Source organism: Acinetobacter sp. A1 (assembly GCF_012371315.1).
GTDB lineage: Bacteria > Pseudomonadota > Gammaproteobacteria > Pseudomonadales > Moraxellaceae > Acinetobacter.
Genome location: NZ_JAAZQY010000014.1, coordinates 14,396 through 36,140, shown reverse-complemented (window position 1 = coordinate 36,140; position 21,745 = coordinate 14,396). Strand labels below are relative to the sequence as shown.

Below are 21,745 nucleotides of genomic sequence, written 5' to 3'. Positions count from 1 at the left end.
ATTTTTTATACACTTTCTATTTTATTCTTATAAATATCAATATCTTATATTTTCTTAGACTTTTTAGGTATGCATCCATGCCTATTCAGTTTTGGACAAATTTTAACTTCTTATTCATTGTGTGCATCTGAGTTGGAGTAACGGACTTCACAATTAGGAGGTGAAGCAAGATGCAAAGCAATAAAATTAATATCAATACCTTGATTGATGATGCCAAGTTCACGCCATTCCATTGGGGCGTATTGTTTTGGTGTCTGATGATCATTATTTTTGACGGTTATGATTTAGTCATTTATGGGGTTGCATTGCCGCTGCTCATGCAAGAGTGGGCTTTAAGTGCAGTTCAAGCTGGCTTACTGGCCAGTACCGCATTATTTGGCATGATGTTTGGTGCCATGACCTTCGGTACGCTTTCTGACAAATTGGGGCGTAAAAAAACCATCATGATTTGTGTGGCTATTTTCAGTGGCTTTACATTCTTAGGTGCGTTTGCAAGCAATCCAGTCGAATTTGGTATTTTACGTTTCCTTGCTGGGCTTGGTATTGGCGGGGTAATGCCAAACGTTGTGGCCCTTATGACAGAATATGCGCCTAAGCGTATTCGTAGTACTTTGGTTGCGCTGATGTTTAGTGGTTATGCCATTGGCGGTATGACTTCAGCATTGTTGGGTGCATGGTTAGTGCCAGAGTTTGGCTGGAAAATCATGTTCTACATCGCAATTATTCCATTGGTGGCTTTACCGTTAATTTGGAAATTCTTGCCTGAGTCACTTATGTATTTGACCAACAAGAAAGAAATTGAGCAAACCCGCAGTATTGTGCAAAAAATTTCGCCAAGCCAACAATTAAATGGTGACACTGAGTTTGTACTGAATGAAGTGACTAAAGGCGATGAAGCACCTGTAAAAGCATTGTTCCAGCAAGGTCGTATGTTCAGTACCTTCATGTTCTGGATCGCATTCTTCATGTGCTTGTTAATGGTTTATGCTTTGGGCAGCTGGTTACCAAAATTAATGATCCAAGCGGGTTATTCATTGGGCGCAAGTATGATCTTCCTATTCGCACTGAATATTGGTGGCATGATTGGCGCAATTGGTGGTGGTGCATTGGCTGACCGCTTCCATATCAAAAAAGTACTGACCATTATGTTTATCTGTGGTGCAGCAGCATTAATTCTACTTGGCTTTAACAGTCCACAAATTGTGTTGTACACCTTGATTGCAGTTGCTGGGGCAGCAACCATTGGTTCACAAATCTTGCTTTATACTTTCGTCGCACAATATTACCCATCTACTGTACGTTCTACAGGTATGGGCTGGGCATCAGGTATTGGTCGTATCGGTGCGATCGTTGGACCAGTCTTAACTGGTGCATTATTGACCATGAATTTACCGCACCAAATGAACTTCTTTGCTATTGCGATTCCAGGTGTAATTGCTGCTTTAGCGATCTTCATGGTGAATTTAAAAGCTTCAGTAGATGCCAAAGCCCTTGCAGAGCCTGCGGTAGAAAGCAATCCAATTGCACAAAAAGCAACCCAATAATTTCTATACCTTTCAATTAATCTTTCGTCATCAATGATATAGATCGCCATCGTAAGCGATGGTGATCTGTTGCTAGAATTTGATGGCACAATAACAAGCGAGTTTAGGATGAACGCGAAAACATTAACCCAATCTTTTAATTTTCAATCTACAACGGTTCGACCAACAATGCAGCGCACGCTCATGATGAGCATGATTGCATTGAGTATGGGCGGTATGAGTGTTGCAGCTCAGGCGCAGACCCAACAGCAAACGGAAATTGAGCAACTTAGACAGGAAGTTCAAGCTTTACGTGGTCTGATAGAACAGCAAAAAGTACAAAATACGCAAACAGCAAATGCAATTGCCAATGTACAACGCAGTTCAGCAAGCCCAAGTCCGATTCTGAAAACAGCCAAAGGTGCTGAGTTTAACTTATATGGTAATGTGCGTTTAGATGCGTCTTATCAGGTTGAGGGCAGTAGCCGAGATTTGCCATATAACCACATTAATGCAGTGGCGTTAGAAGGCAATAATGAAAGTAGTGATCGTTTAAGATCAACGCTTTCTGCTACACGTTTAGGTTTGGATTTCAAAAGCCCTGTAGGTGATCAAGACGTAAACGGTAAAATTGAAGTCGACTTCTTGGGCGGTTCTAATTTTGATAATTTACGTATTCGTCATGCTTACTTAAATTATGGCAACTGGTTAATTGGTCAAACTTGGTCAAACTTTGCCATTCCTGACTATATGCCAGAAACCATTGATGCATTGGCATTTGTAGGTGGTGCGGTAAAACGTACACCTCAGGTTCGTCATACTACAAAATTTAGTCCACAAACTAATTTGGTTGTAGCAGCTGAAGACCCTAAAGATGCCACAATTAGCCAGCGTTTACCTGCATTGACAGCACGTTTAAATCATCAATTTGCAGATAATTTAAATGTTAGTGTTCGTGCTATGGGCCATGAAAAACGTGTTAATTCTGAAGAAGAAATGGCATGGGGTGTGGGCGTAGGTGCAAAATATGAAGTTGTCCCTGGCACAACCCTTAAAGCAGATTATTACCATGTTAAAGGTGATAGCAGCTTTGTATCATTTGCCAATAAAGGCGTTGCTGTAACCGCTTTAAATGATAAAGGTGCCATTACTGCAGATAGTCGTATAGCTGCACAAAGCGAATTTGATTCAATTATGGTGGGTATTACCCAAAAATTTACAGATCAAATTCACGGTACACTCGGCTATGGCTATATGAGTTTTGATAAAGACCCTAACTATATAGCTGCAACATCAGATAAAACAAGCATTAACAAAGATTTATGGCAAGGGTGGGCAAATATTTTCTATAGCCCGCGTAAACCATTAAGCTTTGGTCTTGAGTATGTCTATGGTGAACGTACTGCTTTAGAAGCTGTTAATGGCAGTAAAACAGGTGAAGACAACCGAATTAATGCAGTTGCCATTTATAACTTCTAAGTTTGAACTAAATACAAACTTTCAAAAGAGCTGAGTGAAAAACTCGGCTCTTTTTTGTTGCGAAATATGGCATATAGATCACGTTATATTTCTAGTTGTTCGTGTGCCGTAATATGTTGCTGAATCACCTCTGCAAGTACAGTAACCGCATGTTCAATTTCTGCTGTCCAAGCAAAAGAGCAATTTAAACGGATAAAGTTTTGTTTAACGTGCTCAGAACGAAATAACTGACTTGGTGCAATACCAATCTGTTGTTGAATTAAGGCTTGATAAACTGCGTAACCATCTAAATTTATGGGCAACTCAACCCATAAAAAATAACCACTAGAATAGTAGTGAATCTTGCATGCAGGATTTAAACGTTGTTTCAGTTGTTGATAAAACACTTTTTTATGCTTTTCCAACTGACTACGTAACAGACGTACATGCTTTTCATAGTGGTGATGCGATAGAAAATCGACCAAACTATTTTGTAGTAAAGGACTTGCTGAAACTGTACTCATTAATTGCAAATGTTGAATTGCATTGGAAAATTGCCCTGCATAGACCCAGCCCACGCGTACCGCAGCACCGAGCGTTTTAGAAAAAGAAGAGCAGTGCAATACACGCTGTGTTTTATCAAAATATTTCATAGGTAGAGGTTTTTGCGCACCGTAATACAGCTCTTGATAGACATCATCTTCAATTAAATAGACTTGATATTCTTCTAATAGTTCAGCAATACGCTGTTTAATTTCATGACGCACACTAAAGCCAATCGGGTTATGACTATTTAGCATGAGCCAGCACACTTTAATTGGATATTGCTTCAATGCTTGTTCAAAGGACGCTATATCCAAACCTGAAACAGGATGTTCAGGAATGGTAATCACCTGTAAGCCTAAGCGCTCTGCAGCTTGCCAAGCACCATAAAAAATTGTTTCTTGTAATAAAATAAAATCGCCTGGTTTGGTTAAGGCTTGTAATGACAAATTTAAAGCATCTAAAGCACCTGATGTAATGACAATGTCATCTGCATGTGTGGGTATGCCTTGTAAACAGTACCGATTAGCAATAATCTTTCTTAATTCGTTATGTCCAGGTGGCATGTGGTCATGACTAAAATAGCTACTTTTTCGCTTGGCATGCTGTGCCAAAATTTGTATTAATTTGGCATTAAACAGTAATTCTGCATTGGGAAAAGCAGAACCTAAAGGACATACGGCTTCAGACTGAATGGATTTCAAATAACGAAATACCAAAGAGTTCATTTGAATGTTGGAATTTAGACTTAAGCTACTAGCTGTATGTACCGGCTGAGAGTTAAAACGCTCTGCGACATAAAAACCGGACTTTTGTTTGGCATATACCAGACCTTGTGCTTCAAGTTCCTGATAAGCATTCAAAACCGTCATTAAACTATAGCCACTCATGTGTGACTGTTCTCGCAATGAAGGCAATTTACTATGTGGTTTCCATGCACCATTTTCGATCAGTTGCCTAATATTCAAAGCCAGTTGTTCTGATTTATACATTGCAACATTCCGCATGCTAGGTGTTATTGCTTCAAGTGTATTTTGCTCTAATTTTAATATTAAAGCATGTAATAAATCAGTATTTATATAACAGATGGGCTGGGTAGATCACTTAACTGTTATAGTTTTAAATGAATTATTTGTATCTACAGCAGTGTGCATTAGTTTTAGATAATACAAATATTCCACTTGTCTGGTCAGATCGGAGTCGATATGCAAGAAGATAATTCACCACGCAAACCGCAGAAATATGCCGATAGCAGTATTTCAGACAAAGCTTTTAAACACATGATTATTTGGTTTACCGTATATGTGGCCTTGTTCTGTATTGGGGTGGCTCTAGTGGTCAATGCCGATAAGTTTTAATGACTGCGTATTGAACATTTAATTCAGTCATTATTTCTATTCTAAGCTAAAGACATTCATTGATTGATGAATGTCTTTTTGTTTATTGCTCAAAAAATATCAGAATTAATCCTTGTAATCGGCTATTACAAAGTTAATCCGCCATCGCAAAATGAACTGAATAGGCGTAAATTATAGCGCTGCGGATCTAAGTTAGTGGTAGATGATGATTTCTAGTTGGGTGCTATTTACCTTAATGGCTGCTTTTATGCAGGCATGGCGTAATGCTTTTCAAAAACAACTCAGCACCACGGTTGATGTCTACGGCGTTACGCTCGCACGTTTTATTTTTGCTTTACCTTTTGCTGTGCTTTATTTAAATCTGTTGCAATGGCAACAACCTGCGCAAGTCGAGCTACAGTTCAGTTCAAAGTTTTGGCTATATATAGTTATTGCTGCTATTTGCCAAATATTGGCAACCGCTTTAATGGTCAAACTTTTCCAACAGAAAAATTATGCAGTCGGTGTTGGCCTTGCCAAAAGTGAAGCGGTACTGGCCGCAATCGTCGGTGTGATTTTCTTACAGGAACATTTAAGTGCTTTGGCTTGGCTCGGTGTTGCTATTGGTGGTATCGCAGTTTTTTTACTCAGTAAAGGCAATCAGCGCAGCGACTTTTCTTTGACTACTTTGGCTATTGGAATTGGCAGTGGGCTGAGTTTTGCCGTCACCTCACTTTTAGTACGCGAAGCCAGTTTAGAACTTGATTTTTTGCCTTTTATCCACCGCGCTGCATGGGTATTGGTTTGGGTGATTGGTTTTCAATGCTGTATTTTATTGGCATATTTAGGCATTTTTAAACGACACACTTTATATGCGATGTGGCAACGTGTAGGGCTGACCTTTAAAGTCAGTATCTGTAGCTTTTTAGCGTCACTGGGTTGGTTTAGTGCGATGAGTATGCAAACAGTGGCAATTGTCAAAACACTTGGTCAAATTGAAATATTATTCAGCTTACTAATTTCTGCCTATTTCTTTAAAGAAAAACTCGCCCGAACCGACCATTGGGGGTTGGGATTAGTTGTGCTTGCAGCAATGTTGGTGATTTGGGCCTAATGCACAATCATTCAACAGATCAAATCAATGTCTAAAACCTAAAATAAAAGTTTTCTCTATGCGCAATCTCGCTAGAATAACCTAAGTTTATTTATAAATACGTATGACTTCACTTCAGCATATCAGATCAGGAAAGCCCTATGTCTAAACCACAACAAAAGCAAAAAAATACTGCATTGGCAGCATTGATTGAAGAGCAACAATTACTTTGCGAAGAATTTGGTTCAGCTTATGTCGAAGTTAGTGGTGATGACGTGGTGGCTGTGGCTGTACAAACCTTAAATAAAGACCCGATAGTCGGCTTGCGTAAAAAGGCAGAGGGTGATGAGCAAGTGGCTTGGTATATCTATGGTGGTGAACTCGGTGAAGAAGATGCTAACTTTGAAACCATGACCGTGCGTGAATTGCAGGACATTTTACCCGATGTACTCCCATATTTAGCTTTGGAAGAAGGCTATCGTTTTATGATAGATGCAGATGACTATGAAGACGTATGGAAAGAAGGCGATGCATCTTAATTTTAGCGTACGGCATATCATGCAACTGAATAAAATTGGTGTTGCACTATTGCTAAGCTTTTCCAGTCTGAGTTTTAGTCTTCAGGCAGCGGAAACAGCTACTGCAAAGCCTGCGAGTGATGCAATACAGCATCACAGCCATTTATCACAGCAAGAATATCAAGTCTTATTGAATCAATACACTCAAGTGGTGAATGACAGTAAAAGGGTATTGGATGATCCTGCTAGTCAAGCGACTGCCAGTGAGCAAAAGCGTGCATTTTGTGCACGTTACCAAGCCTATAAAAATATTGCAGATATTTCAGAACGCAATCTAGATTTATATCCTGCCAGTGTCATGCTGATGGTGGCCAATCGTTACTTGGAACAACAGCATAATAGTTTGACTGCCTCTGGTATGACCGAACAGGTTTTTTGTGCAGAAGCGAAGTAAGGTTTATTAATCTGCCCAAAAGTCTTATTTCGCATTGCTTTATAGCTGCATCTGCTGTTGTAGAATAGATCAATCAGTAAGCTTAGTGCTGAAATAACGCTGAATCCCCTAAATTGGGGATTTTTTTATGATGTGTTTAATTTATGCTGTATTGTGAAGTAAAACTTAAATTTATATCTGTATATGAACAAAAGTTGCTTTGCAAAATTTATAGAATCCTTTAATTTGAAAGTATTGAGTCAGAACGGACGGCTATAGATGAAGTGGGATGAAATTGGTGATCAACCGTGTTCAATTGCACGTACTTTATCGGTTATTGGTGACCGTTGGACATTGCTAATCATACGTAACGCCTTTATGGGAATGCGTCGCTTTGATGACTTTCAGCAGCATTTAGGGGTTACGCGGCATATTTTATCTGATCGTCTAAAGCGTTTGGTGGAGCATGGCGTTTTAGTCAAAGTCCCTTATGTAGAGCGGCAAGAGCGTTTTGAATATAAACTGACTGAAAAAGGTTTAGAGTTATATCCCTTAATGCTGTCTATGGTGAAATGGGCAGATAAATGGATGGATCAAGGCTTAGGCAAACCTGTGGAATATATTCATAAAACCTGTGCCCAAAAGTTTGAGCCTATTCTAGTCTGTTCAGCATGTGGTGAAGCGTTACATGCCAAACAGGTAAAACCATTTCTGACGCCTGTGTATTATCATGCCATTCAGGCACAGCAAAACCTAAAAGATGCGCAAGAAGCCTAGAACATTAAAGGCAAAAAGCGATCAATTATTTCGATTTAACAATCATAAAAAATGCTATAAGCAGTTGGCAGGTTTGGGAATACCCGCTAAGCGACTCAAATGACGTGCAACCAAACCAGTGTTAAATTTTTCCTGTAAAACGGCATTGTTAATTTCTGGGCCAACCGTTTTCATTAAAAACTTAATTAAAGGTCGAGTCGCAGGCGAGTGCCCAAACTGCTGATAAAACTGACGTACCGCTTGCAGTACCTGAAAATGCCATGCAGTTAACTCAAGGTCTAAACTATTTGCCAGTTGTTGTGCGACATGTTCATCCCAAATGGTGTAATCCAATAAATGTCCATCTTGGTCTAGTTCGAGAGTCGTGTTTTGGTTCATAAATGCGAAAACTCTATATCTTCGTTTTTTAGGTCTTTGGTAAAATATTACAAACAGTTATTTTAAACTGATACAGCGTTGCTGTGCCAAACACAGGTCTGCAAAAGCGACATAATCTAAAACTTGTATATTGGCAGCCAAGTGACCATTCAGCATTTGTGCATCATGCTCTAACATATAAATTTTGTCTAAACCTGCACATATAGCATGAGTTTGATGCAGCACTGCACCACCCATTAAAACTACAGAATCTTGTGGGGCATAGAGCGCTTGGAGTTGTTCCAAAACTGCAGGTGTACTCGAAAAACTAGACTGGACTAAATATAACTGTGCTTCAGACATACGATGCTCGATTCATTTTAAGTTAAGGCAAATTACCAATATAAAACCCGATCAAAACTTTGAATCAATGCGCGATTCAGCTCAACCAACTCAATTTCATGTGGTGTATTTTGTACAAAAGCCGATTGAGCATGCTTACTTTCTATCAAAATAGGACTCAGATCGTAAAATTCAAAGCTATCGACCAAGTTGGACGCAAGCTTAAAGGCGTGTTGTAGCGAGTCAAAAGCAAGGTCAGATTGCAACAAACTCAAGGCAGCGTCTTGCAATAAGACTTTGACTTCACAACCAAAAGTGGCCAAAACCATCGTTGCTGACAAGCTTTCATGGACTTGCAGACTGCTTAAATTGGCCTGACGTAAAATAACGAGTACAGTTTTCACACAATTTACCTTTTAAATGCAACACATGGTTAATAACAGATTGCTTAGAATTGAATCAGGCGTTCTGTACTTTGCACAGCATCGGCCAATTCGCCCAAGCCTACTAATTCAAAGCCTTTGGCTAAATTGTGTTGGCTGAGTTGGTGGCGTTTGGCATTCTCTGCATCGCAGATTCCTCGTGCTAGGGCAGCACTGACACATACTGGTAAACGAATGCCCAATTTTTGCCATTCAGTTTTCAGGTTGCGTTGATCGTCAGGTACCCATTGCAATTCGTTCGCCACAGCAACGCCATCTTGATAGAAAAACACACGAAATGCTTCATTTTTGTGTTGTAAAGCTTGGGCAAGCCCCAGTGCATGCCACGCATGAATGGAGGTTGGTGCAGAGGTTATTAGTAATAAGGTACTCATCAAAATTCACTAATGAAATGTGCCTAAGCGCATTTGGACTTCATAAAGACAAAGGTAGTATAAATGATTTTAGTGACTGGTGGTTTAGGCTTTATAGGCTCACACATTGCATTAAGCCTGATGGCTCAAGGGCAAGAGGTCATTATTGTAGATAATTTATCTAATTCAAGCATGCAAACTTTAGAGCGACTTGAATATATTGCAGGGCGTTATGTGCCTTTTGCCAAAGTGGATATACGCAATACGCCTGCTTTAAACAAAGTTTTTGAACAATATTCAATTGCTGCAGTGGTGCATTGTGCGGGCTTTAAATCTTTAGAAGAATCGGTGTTAAAGCCGCTGGAATATTATAACGATAATGTCAGTTGCATTATGAGTTTATTGCGCTCTATGCAGCGTACAGGTGTGCGACGTTTGGTGCATTTGTCGAGTTTGGCAGTCTATGGCAAATCAGGACTGGATTTAGAAGAAACTCAGCCTTTTAATTATGCCTATGCCAACCCTTATGTAAAATCACAGCAAATGGTTGAAGAAATCATTAGAGATACCTTTAGAACCGATAATGAATGGAATATTGCCATTTTGCGCTTGAGTAATGTTGCTGGTGCATTTGAACATGGAGTATTGGGCGAAGTTGTTGCGCCACTACCCAAAAATATTATTCCTTTGGCGATGCAAGTCGCGGTACAGCAGCGGGAAGCAATTGAACTGCGTCAACAAGCCAATACAGACGATCAAACGGTAGAACGTAGTTTTGTGCATGTATTAGATGCCTGTGAAGCAGTTATTGCGACATTGCACTGGTTATTTCAGCAAACGCATGCGTGTGAGGCATTTAATATTGCAGGCGAGGTCATTTCAATTAAACAGTTGTTGGCGCAAATTGCCCAAGTCACTGAGGCTGAAATCCATACTATGCCTGCAATTCATTATGAGCACCCTGAACTGGATCAATTAGGGGCAAGTTTGGACAAGGCAGAGCAATATCTAAACTGGCAACCTAAACGTAGTCTGGAAAAAATGCTGGAAGATGAATGGCGGTTTTATCAAAATACCTTGAAGCATTAGAGAGAATTTAGAACGAGGTAGATAGGTCACATATACGTTAGCATCGTGAAAGCAAATATTCTCAAAAGCTATTATTGATAATAATTATCATTTACTGGGTGGCGGACTTTTTGTAAGATCAAATTAATATCATCTAACAATCATTAGGGAAAGAGGCGGAACATGCAAACACGTATTGAACATGACACTATGGGTGAAGTTGAAGTTCCCAATGATGCGATGTGGGGAGCACAAACCCAACGCAGCTTACAAAATTTTAAAATTGGTCATGAGCGTTTGCCACGTCCCATGATTCGAGCCATGGGCTTGGTTAAAAAAGCCGCTGCAATCACGAATGCAGAGTTAGGACAAATTCCTCAGGAGTTGGCGCAGTATATTGTGGGGGCTGCAGACGAAGTAATTGCAGGTCAGTGGGACAGCCAATTTCCATTGGTGGTTTGGCAAACGGGTTCAGGCACACAGAGCAATATGAACTGCAATGAAGTCATTGCCAATATTGCCAATCAAAAACTGGGGAATCCACTGGGTGCACAAAAGCCAGTACATCCAAATGATCATGTTAACCGTGCACAATCGACCAATGATTCGTTTCCAACAGCCATTCATGTGGCTGCAAGCTTGCAAATGAATGAGCTTCTTATTCCTGCGGTAACAGCCTTACGGCATACACTACATGCCAAAAGTGAAGCGTTTTCAGATATTGTCAAAATTGGTCGTACACATTTACAAGATGCCACACCTTTAACCTTAGGGCAGGAGTTTAGTGGTTATGTGTCTCAGCTTGATCATGGCTTAAAGCGCTTACAACAGGCCTTAACAGGATTATATGAATTACCACTTGGTGGAACTGCGGTAGGTACGGGGTTGAATGCTCACCCAGATTACGCAGTAAAAGCAGCAGCACAATTAGCCGAACTTACAGGTTTGCCGTTTATCACTGCACCCAATAAATTTGAAGCTTTGGCTGGGCGCGATGCTGCAGTGTTTGCATCTGGCACATTAAAAACACTGGCGGTAAGCTTAAATAAAATAGCCAATGACATTCGCTGGTTGGCCAGTGGCCCACGTTGTGGTTTTGGTGAGTTGCGTATTCCTGAAAATGAACCTGGCTCAAGTATTATGCCAGGCAAGGTTAATCCAACTCAGAGTGAAGCCATGACCATGGTAGTCGCACAAGTCTTGGGTAATGACACCACAATTAATGTTGCAGGCGCATCGGGTAATTTTGAATTGAATGTGTTCATGCCCGTGATTGCTTATAACTTGTTGCAATCGATTCAATTACTTGGTGATGCTTGTAACAGCTTTAATGAACATTGTGCTATTGGAATTGAAGCCAATCGTGAAAAAATAGATCATTTTTTACATGACTCACTCATGTTGGTCACAGCATTAAATCCTGTGATTGGTTATGAAAATGCAGCCAAGGTCGCTAAAACTGCCTACAAGGAAAATAAAACCTTAAAACAAGTTGCGGTAGAAATGAATTTGGTCACGGCAGAACAGTTTGATGAGGTGGTGCGTCCTGAGCAGATGATTGCGCCAAATGCTAAATAGTCGGGGCTGAGTGTATTTAAAAAGTCTGTATGTGCCTTGCTTAAATTAGGTCAATACAGACTTTTTTATAATCATTTTGTTGCTCTGTTGCAGATTGGTAAGGGGTAACATAAGCATTATTGATGTTGCTCCCGATTCATTTTATTAATTTCTTAACGTAGACAGAAATAAGGGACTAACCACATGAGCAATAACAATCCATCACAGCAGGAGTCAAATCCGCATCAAGAGTCGAATGAAGATAAAGGTAAGCACGATCTTTATAAAAACACTGAGCCACAGAAAAAGCCCAATGCTGAACCAGATCATCCGTTAAGGGAACAGAAATAATTTACCTTGCTGAATGATCAGTACGCATTTTGCGTACCTAATATTTTTTAAATGAAAGCCGCCTAGAGGCGGTTTTCTTATTCAATTTAGACTTTGTTGTGAGCTGTCAAAAAATACGACATTGAATTAAATGCTATAGTTGCTAAAATGCATCTCCCTTGTTGTTTATGCTTTTATAAGTATGCTGTTGTTTCACATACTTAAGATAAAATGATAAACAACGGTGTCTTATTTAAGGTTTTTTCAATGTTCGATATTTATTTAACTGATGTTCAGCAACATGTGCAATTTCAAGATTATCCAGGTGAGCATCCTGTTAAATTTATTCTGAATTTTAAAAAGATTTTCCCAAGCGTAATGGAACTGATGCTTCCTGTATTGCCTGAAAATGAAAACCTAGAAGAAATGACTTGGGAATCTACCACTGCAGACCTTGCATTATTTAAATTGTTGCTTAGTGGTTGGGGCGTAATTGAATTGCGTTTAAATGCAATTAGTCAATTTAAGAGCAAAACTTTCGCAGATCAGTTAGTCAAACAAGCCCAACAAAAACGCAAAGCATTTGCCAAGGCGCAACCACAACTAGAAACAGTGGAACTGGATTATTTATTCATGCATGAAACGCATGCCTTGATTGATGCAGAATTAGTTGAAGTCGGTGAAAAATTCTATTTACCTATTTTGCGTGATTTATGGAAAGGCAAAGTCTCGGCAAAAGTGCTCGAAGCGAAATTTTAAATATTCATTCAATATCAATTTCAATATAAACGTGAAGGAAGCAGGGATTGTGTCTATAAATAGCACAATCCCTTTTTAATTAATTAAAACCAGTCTGCTTGCATCGTGGAGCAGCTATCATCAAAACTACACAGCAGTTTGGCTTGATGCTCTATTTCAGGCAACTCCCAACGTATAAAATAACGAGCGGCTTGTAATTTCCCTAACCAAAAGTGTTGGTCTTGCTCGTGTGTAGATGCTGCATAATGCAAATGTGCTTTGTTAGCCATCTCTAACCAGAGCCAAGCAATCATAGTCTTACCCATCATATCTAAATATAAGGCCGAATTTGCCAGTCCTTCCTGAATTTTGCCTTGTTGTAAGGCAGTACCAAGAGTTTGCGTGGTCTTTTGGACAGTGTCCAAATGATTACGGAAAATTGTGGCCAGGGTTTGTATTTCAGGATGGGAGACTTCAGTAAGCGTTTGCTGTATACGCTGCATGAGTAAGCTCAAGCCTTTACCCTGATGCTGCCATAATTTACGTCCCAGTAAATCTAATGACTGAATACCAAAAGTACCTTCATGAATTGGGTTGAGTCGGTTATCTCTATAATATTGCTCTATAGGATAATCACGGGTATAGCCCGCACCACCTAGAACCTGAATAGCCAAATCATTCGCTTTAGGTCCATAAGCAGAAGGGAAGGACTTTACAATAGGGGTAATTAAATCCAGTAAAATTTCACTGTCAGTATCATGATTTGCTTGGTGTTCATCTATTAAACGTGCAGCAAATAAACATAAGGCCAAACTACCTTCAACATAAGACTTTTGTGCCAACAACATACGTTTTACATCTGCATGTTCAATAATATTAACACGCTTGCTGTTAGGATTTTTCTCAGTCGCTAAACGACCCTGTGGACGCTGCTTGGCATACTCCAAAGATTCCAAATAGCCACGGTAACCAATCATAGCTGCACCTAAACCCACACCAACACGAGCCTCATTCATCATCTTAAACATATATTTAAGACCAGAACCCGCTTCACCAATTAAATAGCCTAAGCAAGCATCTTGCTCACCAAAATTCAGTACGGTAGATGTTGTGCCACGATAGCCCATTTTGTGTAATAAGCCGGCAAGTTGTACGTCATTGGCTTCTGCTAATGTACCATCTAAATGCGTTCTGAATTTAGGCACAATAAATAGGGATATGCCTTTTACCCCTTGGGGTGCATCTTGAATACGTGCCAAAACCAAATGCACAATATTTTCGGTAATGTCTTGATCACCACCAGAAATAAACATTTTTTGGCCTTTAATCAGGTATTGGCCATCTGCCTGCGGAATGGCTTTAGTGATCAAATCCCCTAAAGATGAGCCAACGTTTGGTTCTGTCAGTGCCATCGTGCCAGAAAAACGGCCACTGAACATGTGTGGAAGAAAGCGCTGTTTTTGTTCTGTTGTGCCAAACGCTTGAATTACGTTGGCTGCGGCAGCAGTCAGGAATGAATAGGCCACTGTAGATGGATTGGCTGACATAAAATAGGCATTTGCAGCCATATTGATGAGCGTAGGTAATTGCATGCCGCCGTCTGCATAATCATGCTGTGCACTGAGCAAACCTGCGTTGGCAAACTGTTGCCATGCAGTTTTCACTTCGGCAATGGTTTCTACCTTTTTTCCATCAAAACTTGGTTCTTGCTGATCAGCTTTGCTGTTATGCGCTGCAAAATAATCGCAGGCGATGCCTTTGGCTGTATGCAGGATACTGTCAAAAGTGACTTTGTCATGTTCCTGATAACGCTCAAACGAGTTCAATTGCTCAGCATTAAATACCTGATACAACATAAATTCTAAATTTTGATCGTTGATGAGCTGTGTCATGGTTTACCCGAATATTTTTATATTGGGGTTAAAAATAACAGTTGCTAGATTAGCTGACGATTGTCAATAATGACATCAAAGCAGCTAAAAGTGACAAATTGAATTAGAACAATGAAGCAAGTGGTAATTCTAGCCTTTGATGGTGCTTTGGCATCGGCCATTACAGGTATTGTTGATTTATTTTCTCTGGCAGGTGCCAGTTGGAACCGTATTCAAAACCAGCAGATTGAACGTCTGTTTGAAGTGAAAATTGCCAGTCCCAAAGGGCAAAGTATTCAATGCATTAACGGCATTAAAATGTATGCAGAATTTAGCTATCAGGAAATTCAACATGCAGACCTTGTGGTTGTACCAACCATTGGTGCCGCTTTATTGTCTGTGCTGCAACGAACACCAGAATTGATAAATTTTTTACAGTACGCACAGCAGCAGCATTTCATGATTGCGGCAAATTGCACTGGTAATTTCTTCTTGGCTGAAGCGGGAATTCTAAACGGCAAGCAGGCTACGACGCATTGGGGTTTTGAAGCTATTTTTAAGCAGCGCTATCCGCTAGTTGAATTAAAAGTAGAGCGAATGATTACCCATGCAGATCATATCTACTGTGCAGGAGGGGGCTTAGCATGGTTTGATTTAGGTTTGCACTTAATTGAGCGTTTTTATGGCTTTGAAGTTGCGATTCAGACTGCAAAATCTTTTGTCATTGATTATCGCCGTGACAGCCAGTTGTCATACTCCTTAATGAAAATTGCCAAACCACATCAAGATGCGTTAGTGCAGGAAGTTCAAAATTGGATAGAACAGCATTATTCGCAAAACTTTAATTTAGATGAGGTCGCTCAGCATTTCAATCTAAGCACTCGCAGCCTCATTCGCCGTTTTAAAGCAGCATTGGACTTAGCACCGAATCAATATTTACAGGCTATGCGTATAGAAGCTGCACGTAAACAATTAGAACAAACCGACTATACCGTTGAGCAGATTATGCTAGCAGTTGGATACAATGACAGCAGCTCGTTTCGCCGTTTATTTTTAAAGAAAACAGGGCTGACACCTTTAGATTATCGCCGTCGTTTTAGCCGACATTTTTAAGTTGGTTAAAAAAAGAGGAAAGCACTAATAGTACCAATTGACCAAAATAGCCTAAGCAAAAATTTTAGAAATTTCCTGTCTTAAAAAATGATGTCTTGAATTTTCCTGTAAGTCTTTATGCCAATACATCCCCATATTGATCAAAGGCAGGTCTACAGGAACGGTAAAAATCTTTAGTTTTTGGCTGATGCTTAAATGTTTTAAGATCATTTCCGGTATGGTCAAAATCGCTTGGGGATGCTGCTGCAAAATTTGTAAGGCTGTTGAATAGTGCTGACAACGTAAAAAAACCTGTCGCGATAATTGTTTTTGATGCAAATAAATATCTTCAAGCAACATACCAGTACGGCGCGATGAAACCCCAATGTGCGCAGATGATAAATACAGTTCCGTCGTCATTTCATTTAATTGGCTACACACTACAAATTGATCTTGTACTAAAGATTGAAACTGGATTTTATCGCCAAAGTTTTGTTCTAAATCAATGACAAAATCAATTTGCTGGGCAGCCAAATCTGCCAAAACCGTTTTACGCTCTAATTTGTGGCTAAAAAATTGAATATCTAGATTCAGGTTTTGGAAATGCGCCACCAGTTTAGGAAAAATAATCGGTTCAATTTCATCATGTACAGCAATTTTAAGTGATTGCAGCATATTGGGTTCAAACTGCTGTTTTTGTACCGCAATACTTTGAATGGCCAACAAGGCATTTTTTATGGTGGGATAAATTTGCTCGGCAAAAGGAGTAGGTAACATTTTATTGCCATTACGCACCAGTAAATCATCCTGTAAATGCTGTCTTAAACGTTGCAAAGCATGACTGGCAGCAGATTGGCTGATACACAAAATTTGTGCTGCTTTGGAAATACTGCGCTGTTCATAAATTGCAACAAACATTGGGTATAAATTGATGTCTAAACGATGAAAAGCAGCAAGATCAATTTTTGCATTATTATGAATATGATTCATAGTGTTTTATTGAATTAAATCATTTTGTTCATATTAGTTTTCAAGTTAAGGTGTTGTAAAGCAATGAATACAATATTTTAAGGGATTTGAACCATGTTTGAGCTATCTGCACGTGCCAAAGACTATATAGAACGTACCAAAGCCTTTATTGCCCAAGAAATTGAGCCAATTGAAGCCGAATTTTGGGCAGAAGTCCATGAGCTGAATCAGGGTGGTGATTGGACCAAATGGCAATGGCCATCACAATTAGAACAACTAAAAGCCAAAGCCAAAGCTGCTGGCTTATGCAATATGTTTTTACCTTGTCCAGAATTGGGGCAGGGCTTGTCGGTACAAGAATATGCACACATTGCAGAACTCAGTGGTCGCAGTTTAATTGCGCCAACGGTTTTTAACTGTAATGCACCAGACAGCGGCAATATGGAAGTTTTGTGGCGTTATGGTTCTGAAGCACAGAAACAAGAATGGCTCACACCGCTGCTAGAAGGCAAAATTCGTTCAGTATTTTGTATGACTGAACCTGCAGTGGCTTCAAGTGATGCCACCAATATGCAGGCGACAGCTGTGGTAGATGGTGATGAAATTGTCTTAAATGGTCGTAAATGGTGGTCTTCGGGTTTAGGCGATCCAAATGCCAAAATTATTATTTTTATGGCGCATACCCCTGATGAAAGCAAAGACCGACATCACCAACACTCTATGGTTTTAGTGCCTGTAGATACTGCGGGCGTTAAAATTGAGCGCATGTTACCTGTATTTGGCGATTATGACGCACCTCATGGTCATGGTGAAGTTAGTTTTGATAATGTGCGTGTGCCTGTCGCAAACTTTATTGGCGGTGCAGGGCAAGGTTTTGAAATTGCACAAGGTCGTTTAGGGCCAGGCCGTATTCACCACTGCATGCGTTGCATCGGGGCAGCCGAAAAATCTTTAGAATTGATGATCGATCGCGGCATGAGCCGTACCGCATTTGGTAAGGAAATTTTAAAACTTGGTGGTAATTTGGAACGTGTGGCAGAAGCGCGTGTTGCCATTGATCAGGCGCGTTTATTAACCCTATATGCAGCCTATAAAATGGATACTTTAGGTAATATGGCGGCATTGACTGAAATTTCCGCAATTAAAGTTGTTGCACCAAGTGTCTTGGAAAAAGTGGTAGATATGGCCATGCAAATTCATGGTGGTGCAGGCGTGTCTAGAGATACGCCGCTCACAGGTTTCTTTGCCCAAGCCCGTAGTTTACGTCTTGCCGATGGGCCTGATGAAGTACATAAAGGCATGATTGCTAAACTCGAGTTGGCAAAACGTGGCTACCGTAGCAGTCGTAAAAAATAAGGCATTAGCGCACACTTTTTCCTGTTTCTCTTGCATGGTATTTGGCAATATTGTTGATATTGCCAATACATCTTAAGAGAACGCAGAAAATTTATGCTAGATTTAAAAAGATAGAAAATTAGGGAAAAATAATGTCAGTTATTGATGTAGGCGGCACAGTACGCGATGGCGAAGAGCTCGATATTCAGGCGGTCACGGCATGGTTAAAACAACAAAATGTAGAAGTCGTTGAACCCGTAGAAGTCACACAATATTCAGGTGGTGCATCAAACTGGACCTATCGCCTCAAGTATAGTAATACCGATTTAATTTTACGTCGTCCACCTAAAGGTACTAAGGCCAAATCTGCCCACGACATGGCACGTGAATATCATGTGCAAAAGAATTTAGCACCATTTTATCCTGTATTACCCGAAATGGTGGCTTTGTGTCAGGATGAATCTGTAATTGGCTGTGATTTTTACGTGATGCAACGCATTGAAGGTATTATTCCACGAGCTAAATTGCCGCCTGAACTTGAGTTTAACGAAACGCAAGTGCATGAACTTTGTGTGAATGTCATTGATAAACTCATTGAATTGCATCAAGTGCCTTATCGGGGGACAGAGCTTGAAAAATTAGGCAAGGGCGATGGCTATTGTCGTCGTCAGGTAGAAGGTTGGGATGCTCGCTATGCAAAAGCACACACCATTAACGTGCCATCTTTTAAGTATGTGCGTAAATGGTTGTTAGACCATATTCCTGCCGATTCAAAAACTTGTATTATTCATAATGACTGGCGTTTTGATAATGTCATTTTAGACCCCAAAAATCCGACGCAAGTTATTGGCGTGCTGGACTGGGAAATGGCGACATTGGGTGATCCACTTATGGATTTAGGCTCGGCTTTGGCGTATTGGGTAGAAGGTACGGACAACCAAATTTTTAAAGCCACTCGTCGTCAACCAACGCATTTAAAAGGCATGTTCACGCGTCAGCAAGTGGTGGACTACTATTTGCAAAAAACTGGATTAAGCACTGACAACTGGACTTTCTATGAAGTATTTGGAATTTTCCGTTTAGCCGTGATTGCTCAGCAAATTTATTATCGCTATTACCACAAACAAACCAATAATCCTGCGTTTAAAGACTTCTGGATTGTGATTCATGCCTTGCATATTCGTGCGTTGAAGCTTATTGGTTTACAAAAGATTGAAGCCAATGAACTGGCGCAAAAATACATCGCTAAATTTAAGGAACTCATGCCGAAATGACCACTATTTATTTAATTCGTCATGGGCAAGCTTCGTTTGGTGCAGAAAGTTATGACCAACTTTCGCCTAATGGTGAGTTACAGGCCAAATTACTCGGCCGCTACTTTGAACGTATTTTAAAAGAAGCGCCTTATGTCGTTGCTGGTTCAATGCAGCGTCATCAGCAAACGGCGCAATTGGCTTTAGCAGAGTGTTTTCCTGAAGTTGAAATTCAAACTGACAGTGCTTGGAATGAGTTTAATCATCAACAAGTCTTTGCGCAGTATGAGCCGCGTTTTAATCACCCTGAACTAATGAAGCAGGATGTGGCTAAAGAGGTGAATCCTCGTGCGTATTTGGCAAAGATTTTTGAAGGTGCAATTGAGCGCTGGACAGGTGGTGAGTATCACCATGAATATGAAGAATCTTGGCCGCATTTCAAACAACGTGTGGAAGATGCCTTACAAAATTTATGTACCGACTTGGCACAAAAGCAGCCACGTTATGCAGTTGTGTTTACTTCGGGTGGTGTCATTTCTGTAGCGGCAGGTAAAATTTTGGGCTTAACGCCTAATAAAACCTTTGCATTGAACTGGGCAATTACCAACTCAAGCATCACCACTTTACGCTTGGTGGGCAGCGAGCCACAACTCTTAAGCTTAAATGAACATCATTTTATTAAAGCTGAAAACTCAAATTTATTGACTTGGATTTAACAAGGATCGAACCATGACAAAAACAATTCTAATTACAGGTGCAAGTTCTGGAATTGGCGCAGGTATGGCGCGTGAATTCGCTCAAAAGGGCTATAACCTTGCCATTTGTGCACGACGTTTAGAGCGTTTAGAAACATTGAAACAGGAACTTGAGCAGCAATATGGTATTCGTGTGATTGCTAAAAGTTTGGACGTTACCAATTACGATCAAGTATTTCAGGTATTTCGTGAATTTAAACAAAACTTTGGACAGTTGGATCGAATTATTGTCAATGCAGGTGTGGGCGAAGGACGTCGCATTGGTAAAGGCAACTTTGCCATCAACAAAGCTACGGTAGAAACCAACTTTATTTCGGCTTTGGCACAGTGTGAAGCAGCAGTTGAAATTTTCCGTGAGCAAAATTCAGGGCATTTGGTGATGATTTCATCTATGAGTGCCATTCGTGGTATGCCAAAACATCTGACTGCTTACGGCGCAAGTAAAGCTGCAGTGGCACATTTAGCAGAAGGTATTCGTGCAGAACTAATTGATACGCCTATTCAAGTCACCACAATTTTCCCAGGTTATATACGTACCGAGATTAACGAAGGTGCAAAAAAATTACCGTTTGAGGTGGATGAAAAAACAGGTTCACGTTTACTTGCCGCAGAAATTGAAAAAGCACCTATTAAGGCTTATGTACCTAAATGGCCATGGTTGCCACTTGGTTTAGCCATGAAAGTCTTACCATTAAAACTGGTGAATAAACTGGGCTAAACAGTGATGTTTTGATTTTCAGATTAGCATCCTAAAATTTAAAGATGATGAGTTATACATGACTCACTTTAAATGATGGGGTGCTATTTTTATATTTGAGCGTTTACTTTTTAGTTTTACTGCCTTTGTCTTTTAGAGTGAAAGTTGTATGTGGTTAAAAACGGCAACCCTTGCCTTAATTCCAGCCTTAGTAATACAGGGCAGTAGAGTGAAGAAAAATACTATAAGGCTGCCCGAACCCTCAGGTGAGCGTAAGGGTATTACAGGGCAAGGCCGACCACTGTCATTATTAATTTTAGGCGACTCCGCTGCTGCGGGTGTAGGCGTAGAACATCAGCAAGATGCCTTACTCGGTGCAATGATTGCTGAGTTAAAACATCAATATCAGCTGCATTGGTGTTTGGAAGCACAATCGGGTAACAATACAGCACAAGTTATTCATCAAACACAAAAACTTAGCAATCAAAAATATGACGTCGTTGTGACATCAGTTGGTGTGAATGATGTTACTAAACTCATGTCTGCACAAAAATGGATAAAGCAACAACAGCAGTTTTATCAGTTAATTCAGGATAAATTTCAACCTGAATTGATTATTGCAACAGGCGTACCACCAATGCATTTATTTCCAGCATTGCCCAACCCTTTGGCATGGTTATTTGGTCAATATGCACAGCAAATGAATCAAAAATTAGCCCAATTTGTTGCACAACACGATGCTATGCAGTGGATCGAATACGATATTCAGAAATATCAGTCCATGAATCTAGAAATGGCAAAAGATGGTTTTCATCCGAGTAAAGAAATTTATAAAATTTGGGGGAAAGACGTTGCGGATAGGGTTTTAGCGTGGTTTTAAAATAGATGTAATACTAAGTATAA

General features: G+C 40.1%; 24 protein-coding genes. 17 read left to right on the top strand and 7 right to left on the bottom strand.

Annotation, left to right across the window (positions count from 1 at the left end):
* Positions 1–170: 170 nt before the first annotated feature.
* Both HHA41_RS06970 and HHA41_RS06965 read left to right on the top strand, forming a co-directional pair.
* Positions 171–1,544: an MFS transporter gene (locus HHA41_RS06970; RefSeq protein WP_168461129.1), complete on the top strand. Its 1,374-nt coding sequence runs from the start codon at positions 171–173 to the stop codon at positions 1,542–1,544.
* Positions 1,545–1,652: 108 nt separating this feature from the next.
* Entirely contained in the window at positions 1,653–3,002 is a 1,350-nt protein-coding gene (locus HHA41_RS06965; protein ID WP_168461128.1) for a DcaP family trimeric outer membrane transporter, read from the top strand.
* Positions 3,003–3,085: 83 nt separating this feature from the next.
* Here the strand turns inward: HHA41_RS06965 and HHA41_RS06960 are convergent, their stop codons facing one another.
* The gene (locus HHA41_RS06960) at positions 3,086–4,516 is read right to left on the bottom strand and encodes a PLP-dependent aminotransferase family protein (protein ID WP_168461127.1); all 1,431 of its coding nucleotides are present in this window, start codon (positions 4,514–4,516) and stop codon (positions 3,086–3,088) included.
* A gap of 213 nt (positions 4,517–4,729) precedes the next feature.
* On the opposite strand from HHA41_RS06960, the gene HHA41_RS06955 reads away from it, so the two are divergent.
* The 5 genes from HHA41_RS06955 to HHA41_RS06935 all read left to right on the top strand — a co-directional run bounded on the left by HHA41_RS06955 (position 4,730) and on the right by HHA41_RS06935 (position 7,682).
* Positions 4,730–4,882, top strand: coding sequence for a hypothetical protein (locus HHA41_RS06955; RefSeq protein ID WP_168461126.1), 153 nt, complete (start codon positions 4,730–4,732; stop codon positions 4,880–4,882).
* 205 nt (positions 4,883–5,087) lie between these two features.
* Positions 5,088–5,975, top strand: a complete 888-nt coding sequence (locus tag HHA41_RS06950) for a DMT family transporter (RefSeq protein ID WP_168461159.1) — start codon at positions 5,088–5,090, stop codon at positions 5,973–5,975.
* Between the two features lie 140 nt (positions 5,976–6,115).
* Positions 6,116–6,493, top strand: coding sequence for a hypothetical protein (locus tag HHA41_RS06945; RefSeq protein WP_168461125.1), 378 nt, complete (start codon positions 6,116–6,118; stop codon positions 6,491–6,493).
* Positions 6,483–6,926, top strand: coding sequence for a hypothetical protein (locus HHA41_RS06940; RefSeq protein WP_228284167.1), 444 nt, complete (start codon positions 6,483–6,485; stop codon positions 6,924–6,926). The genes HHA41_RS06945 and HHA41_RS06940 overlap by 11 nt, the downstream gene beginning before the upstream one ends.
* Before the next feature lie 258 nt (positions 6,927–7,184).
* Complete coding sequence (locus HHA41_RS06935) at positions 7,185–7,682, top strand: helix-turn-helix domain-containing protein (protein WP_168461123.1); 498 nt, start codon at positions 7,185–7,187, stop codon at positions 7,680–7,682.
* Between the two features lie 54 nt (positions 7,683–7,736).
* Here the strand turns inward: HHA41_RS06935 and HHA41_RS06930 are convergent, their stop codons facing one another.
* From HHA41_RS06930 to tusD, 4 genes are read right to left on the bottom strand one after another with little or no spacing between them, the layout of a single operon-like run.
* Positions 7,737–8,060 (bottom strand): TusE/DsrC/DsvC family sulfur relay protein, encoded by a 324-nt coding sequence (locus HHA41_RS06930; protein WP_168418282.1) that lies wholly within the window; start codon positions 8,058–8,060, stop codon positions 7,737–7,739.
* 57 nt (positions 8,061–8,117) lie between these two features.
* Complete coding sequence (locus HHA41_RS06925; protein ID WP_168461122.1) at positions 8,118–8,402, bottom strand: hypothetical protein; 285 nt, start codon at positions 8,400–8,402, stop codon at positions 8,118–8,120.
* A gap of 32 nt (positions 8,403–8,434) precedes the next feature.
* Positions 8,435–8,785, bottom strand: a complete 351-nt coding sequence (locus HHA41_RS06920) for a hypothetical protein (protein WP_168418284.1) — start codon at positions 8,783–8,785, stop codon at positions 8,435–8,437.
* A 44-nt stretch (positions 8,786–8,829) separates the two neighbouring features.
* Positions 8,830–9,198, bottom strand: a complete 369-nt coding sequence (tusD, locus tag HHA41_RS06915) for a sulfurtransferase complex subunit TusD (RefSeq protein ID WP_168461121.1) — start codon at positions 9,196–9,198, stop codon at positions 8,830–8,832.
* 63 nt (positions 9,199–9,261) lie between these two features.
* Here tusD and HHA41_RS06910 point away from each other — a divergent pair, with 63 nt between their 5' ends.
* The 4 genes from HHA41_RS06910 to HHA41_RS06895 all read left to right on the top strand — a co-directional run bounded on the left by HHA41_RS06910 (position 9,262) and on the right by HHA41_RS06895 (position 12,891).
* Positions 9,262–10,266: an SDR family NAD(P)-dependent oxidoreductase gene (locus HHA41_RS06910; protein WP_168461119.1), complete on the top strand. Its 1,005-nt coding sequence runs from the start codon at positions 9,262–9,264 to the stop codon at positions 10,264–10,266.
* A gap of 162 nt (positions 10,267–10,428) precedes the next feature.
* On the top strand, positions 10,429–11,823 hold the full coding sequence (gene fumC / locus HHA41_RS06905) for a class II fumarate hydratase (protein ID WP_168461118.1): 1,395 nt from the start codon (positions 10,429–10,431) through the stop codon (positions 11,821–11,823).
* Between the two features lie 183 nt (positions 11,824–12,006).
* A complete protein-coding gene (locus tag HHA41_RS06900) occupies positions 12,007–12,153 on the top strand; it encodes a hypothetical protein (RefSeq protein ID WP_168461117.1) in 147 nt (48 codons plus the stop codon).
* 246 nt (positions 12,154–12,399) lie between these two features.
* Positions 12,400–12,891 carry a hypothetical protein gene (locus HHA41_RS06895; RefSeq protein ID WP_168461116.1) on the top strand — a complete coding sequence of 164 codons (492 nt, stop codon included), beginning with the start codon at positions 12,400–12,402 and terminating at the stop codon, positions 12,889–12,891.
* Between the two features lie 83 nt (positions 12,892–12,974).
* Here the strand turns inward: HHA41_RS06895 and HHA41_RS06890 are convergent, their stop codons facing one another.
* Positions 12,975–14,762 (bottom strand): acyl-CoA dehydrogenase, encoded by a 1,788-nt coding sequence (locus HHA41_RS06890; RefSeq protein WP_168461114.1) that lies wholly within the window; start codon positions 14,760–14,762, stop codon positions 12,975–12,977.
* A gap of 111 nt (positions 14,763–14,873) precedes the next feature.
* On the opposite strand from HHA41_RS06890, the gene HHA41_RS06885 reads away from it, so the two are divergent.
* Complete coding sequence (locus tag HHA41_RS06885) at positions 14,874–15,854, top strand: helix-turn-helix domain-containing protein (protein ID WP_168461113.1); 981 nt, start codon at positions 14,874–14,876, stop codon at positions 15,852–15,854.
* A 51-nt stretch (positions 15,855–15,905) separates the two neighbouring features.
* Here the strand turns inward: HHA41_RS06885 and HHA41_RS06880 are convergent, their stop codons facing one another.
* Positions 15,906–16,823 carry a LysR family transcriptional regulator gene (locus HHA41_RS06880; RefSeq protein ID WP_168418292.1) on the bottom strand — a complete coding sequence of 306 codons (918 nt, stop codon included), beginning with the start codon at positions 16,821–16,823 and terminating at the stop codon, positions 15,906–15,908.
* A 93-nt stretch (positions 16,824–16,916) separates the two neighbouring features.
* On the opposite strand from HHA41_RS06880, the gene HHA41_RS06875 reads away from it, so the two are divergent.
* From HHA41_RS06875 to HHA41_RS06855, 5 genes are all read left to right on the top strand, one after another.
* Positions 16,917–18,158 (top strand): acyl-CoA dehydrogenase family protein, encoded by a 1,242-nt coding sequence (locus HHA41_RS06875; protein ID WP_168418293.1) that lies wholly within the window; start codon positions 16,917–16,919, stop codon positions 18,156–18,158.
* A 131-nt stretch (positions 18,159–18,289) separates the two neighbouring features.
* Positions 18,290–19,411 carry a phosphotransferase family protein gene (locus HHA41_RS06870; protein ID WP_168461112.1) on the top strand — a complete coding sequence of 374 codons (1,122 nt, stop codon included), beginning with the start codon at positions 18,290–18,292 and terminating at the stop codon, positions 19,409–19,411.
* Positions 19,408–20,106, top strand: a complete 699-nt coding sequence (locus HHA41_RS06865; protein WP_168418295.1) for a histidine phosphatase family protein — start codon at positions 19,408–19,410, stop codon at positions 20,104–20,106. Before HHA41_RS06870 ends, HHA41_RS06865 begins: the two co-directional genes overlap by 4 nt.
* Positions 20,107–20,119: 13 nt before the next feature.
* Entirely contained in the window at positions 20,120–20,863 is a 744-nt protein-coding gene (locus tag HHA41_RS06860) for an SDR family oxidoreductase (RefSeq protein ID WP_168461111.1), read from the top strand.
* A 148-nt stretch (positions 20,864–21,011) separates the two neighbouring features.
* Positions 21,012–21,722: an SGNH/GDSL hydrolase family protein gene (locus HHA41_RS06855; RefSeq protein ID WP_168418297.1), complete on the top strand. Its 711-nt coding sequence runs from the start codon at positions 21,012–21,014 to the stop codon at positions 21,720–21,722.
* Positions 21,723–21,745 lie beyond the last annotated feature (23 nt).

What these genes read in the sequence shown, in the direction of transcription:
- HHA41_RS06970 (WP_168461129.1), top strand. Translation starts at nt 171, where the DNA reads ATGCAAAGCAATAAAATTAATATCAATACCTTGATTGATGATGCCAAG.
- HHA41_RS06965 (WP_168461128.1), top strand. Translation starts at nt 1,653, where the DNA reads ATGAACGCGAAAACATTAACCCAATCTTTTAATTTTCAATCTACAACG.
- HHA41_RS06960 (WP_168461127.1), bottom strand. Translation starts at nt 4,516, where the DNA reads ATGTATAAATCAGAACAACTGGCTTTGAATATTAGGCAACTGATCGAA.
- HHA41_RS06955 (WP_168461126.1), top strand. Translation starts at nt 4,730, where the DNA reads ATGCAAGAAGATAATTCACCACGCAAACCGCAGAAATATGCCGATAGC.
- HHA41_RS06950 (WP_168461159.1), top strand. Translation starts at nt 5,088, where the DNA reads ATGATTTCTAGTTGGGTGCTATTTACCTTAATGGCTGCTTTTATGCAG.
- HHA41_RS06945 (WP_168461125.1), top strand. Translation starts at nt 6,116, where the DNA reads ATGTCTAAACCACAACAAAAGCAAAAAAATACTGCATTGGCAGCATTG.
- HHA41_RS06940 (WP_228284167.1), top strand. Translation starts at nt 6,483, where the DNA reads ATGCATCTTAATTTTAGCGTACGGCATATCATGCAACTGAATAAAATT.
- HHA41_RS06935 (WP_168461123.1), top strand. Translation starts at nt 7,185, where the DNA reads ATGAAGTGGGATGAAATTGGTGATCAACCGTGTTCAATTGCACGTACT.
- HHA41_RS06930 (WP_168418282.1), bottom strand. Translation starts at nt 8,060, where the DNA reads ATGAACCAAAACACGACTCTCGAACTAGACCAAGATGGACATTTATTG.
- HHA41_RS06925 (WP_168461122.1), bottom strand. Translation starts at nt 8,402, where the DNA reads ATGTCTGAAGCACAGTTATATTTAGTCCAGTCTAGTTTTTCGAGTACA.
- tusD (WP_168461121.1), bottom strand. Translation starts at nt 9,198, where the DNA reads ATGAGTACCTTATTACTAATAACCTCTGCACCAACCTCCATTCATGCG.
- HHA41_RS06910 (WP_168461119.1), top strand. Translation starts at nt 9,262, where the DNA reads ATGATTTTAGTGACTGGTGGTTTAGGCTTTATAGGCTCACACATTGCA.
- fumC (WP_168461118.1), top strand. Translation starts at nt 10,429, where the DNA reads ATGCAAACACGTATTGAACATGACACTATGGGTGAAGTTGAAGTTCCC.
- HHA41_RS06900 (WP_168461117.1), top strand. Translation starts at nt 12,007, where the DNA reads ATGAGCAATAACAATCCATCACAGCAGGAGTCAAATCCGCATCAAGAG.
- HHA41_RS06895 (WP_168461116.1), top strand. Translation starts at nt 12,400, where the DNA reads ATGTTCGATATTTATTTAACTGATGTTCAGCAACATGTGCAATTTCAA.
- HHA41_RS06890 (WP_168461114.1), bottom strand. Translation starts at nt 14,762, where the DNA reads ATGACACAGCTCATCAACGATCAAAATTTAGAATTTATGTTGTATCAG.
- HHA41_RS06885 (WP_168461113.1), top strand. Translation starts at nt 14,874, where the DNA reads ATGAAGCAAGTGGTAATTCTAGCCTTTGATGGTGCTTTGGCATCGGCC.
- HHA41_RS06880 (WP_168418292.1), bottom strand. Translation starts at nt 16,823, where the DNA reads ATGAATCATATTCATAATAATGCAAAAATTGATCTTGCTGCTTTTCAT.
- HHA41_RS06875 (WP_168418293.1), top strand. Translation starts at nt 16,917, where the DNA reads ATGTTTGAGCTATCTGCACGTGCCAAAGACTATATAGAACGTACCAAA.
- HHA41_RS06870 (WP_168461112.1), top strand. Translation starts at nt 18,290, where the DNA reads ATGTCAGTTATTGATGTAGGCGGCACAGTACGCGATGGCGAAGAGCTC.
- HHA41_RS06865 (WP_168418295.1), top strand. Translation starts at nt 19,408, where the DNA reads ATGACCACTATTTATTTAATTCGTCATGGGCAAGCTTCGTTTGGTGCA.
- HHA41_RS06860 (WP_168461111.1), top strand. Translation starts at nt 20,120, where the DNA reads ATGACAAAAACAATTCTAATTACAGGTGCAAGTTCTGGAATTGGCGCA.
- HHA41_RS06855 (WP_168418297.1), top strand. Translation starts at nt 21,012, where the DNA reads ATGTGGTTAAAAACGGCAACCCTTGCCTTAATTCCAGCCTTAGTAATA.